Here is a 1,689-nt window from a genome sequence, read left to right as displayed (position 1 = left end):
TGAATACTCCAATGAGCATTCAAAACTGAATACAATATGTCAATGTTATTCCTGCATCTTCGTAAGAAGATGTTCCGAATATATCCTTAGAAAGGAGGTGATCCAGCCGCACCTTCCGATACGGCTACCTTGTTACGACTTCACCCCAATCATTTGTCCCACCTTCGACGGCTAGCTCCATAAATGGTTACTCCACCGGCTTCGGGTGTTACAAACTCTCGTGGTGTGACGGGCGGTGTGTACAAGACCCGGGAACGTATTCACCGTAGCATGCTGATCTACGATTACTAGCGATTCCAGCTTCATGTAGTCGAGTTGCAGACTACAATCCGAACTGAGAACAACTTTATGGGATTTGCATGACCTCGCGGTTTAGCTGCCCTTTGTATTGTCCATTGTAGCACGTGTGTAGCCCAAATCATAAGGGGCATGATGATTTGACGTCATCCCCACCTTCCTCCGGTTTGTCACCGGCAGTCAACCTAGAGTGCCCAACTTAATGATGGCAACTAAGCTTAAGGGTTGCGCTCGTTGCGGGACTTAACCCAACATCTCACGACACGAGCTGACGACAACCATGCACCACCTGTCACTTTGTCCCCCGAAGGGGAAGGCTCTATCTCTAGAGTTTTCAAAGGATGTCAAGATTTGGTAAGGTTCTTCGCGTTGCTTCGAATTAAACCACATGCTCCACCGCTTGTGCGGGTCCCCGTCAATTCCTTTGAGTTTCAACCTTGCGGTCGTACTCCCCAGGCGGAGTGCTTAATGCGTTAGCTGCAGCACTAAGGGGCGGAAACCCCCTAACACTTAGCACTCATCGTTTACGGCGTGGACTACCAGGGTATCTAATCCTGTTTGATCCCCACGCTTTCGCACATCAGCGTCAGTTACAGACCAGAAAGTCGCCTTCGCCACTGGTGTTCCTCCATATCTCTGCGCATTTCACCGCTACACATGGAATTCCACTTTCCTCTTCTGCACTCAAGTTTCCCAGTTTCCAATGACCCTCCACGGTTGAGCCGTGGGCTTTCACATCAGACTTAAGAAACCGCCTACGCGCGCTTTACGCCCAATAATTCCGGATAACGCTTGCCACCTACGTATTACCGCGGCTGCTGGCACGTAGTTAGCCGTGGCTTTCTGATTAGGTACCGTCAAGACGTGCACAGTTACTTACACGTTTGTTCTTCCCTAATAACAGAGTTTTACGAGCCGAAACCCTTCATCACTCACGCGGCGTTGCTCCGTCAGGCTTTCGCCCATTGCGGAAGATTCCCTACTGCTGCCTCCCGTAGGAGTCTGGACCGTGTCTCAGTTCCAGTGTGGCCGATCACCCTCTCAGGTCGGCTACGTATCGTCGCCTTGGTAAGCCGTTACCTTACCAACTAGCTAATACGGCGCGGGTCCATCTATAAGTGATAGCAAAACCATCTTTCACTTTAGAACCATGCGGTTCCAAATGTTATCCGGTATTAGCTCCGGTTTCCCGAAGTTATCCCAGTCTTATAGGTAGGTTACCCACGTGTTACTCACCCGTCCGCCGCTAACGTCAAAGGAGCAAGCTCCTTATCTGTTCGCTCGACTTGCATGTATTAGGCACGCCGCCAGCGTTCATCCTGAGCCAGGATCAAACTCTCCATAAATGAATTATGATGTTTGATTAGCTCATAAAATACTAATTTGTGTTAT

Annotated in this window: 1 rRNA gene; it reads right to left on the bottom strand. The window is 49.6% G+C overall.

What is annotated here, in order from left to right:
* Window positions 1–90: 90 nt before the first annotated feature.
* Window positions 91–1,643: ribosomal RNA gene (locus L987_RS04075) — 16S ribosomal RNA — on the bottom strand.
* Window positions 1,644–1,689: the final 46 nt, after the last annotated feature.

This window comes from Staphylococcus sp. ZWU0021 (genome assembly GCF_000798895.1).
Classification (GTDB): Bacteria; Bacillota; Bacilli; order Staphylococcales; family Staphylococcaceae; genus Staphylococcus; species Staphylococcus saprophyticus.
Note: the sequence above shows the minus strand (reverse complement) of the source record. Positions and strands in the feature narration are given on the sequence as shown.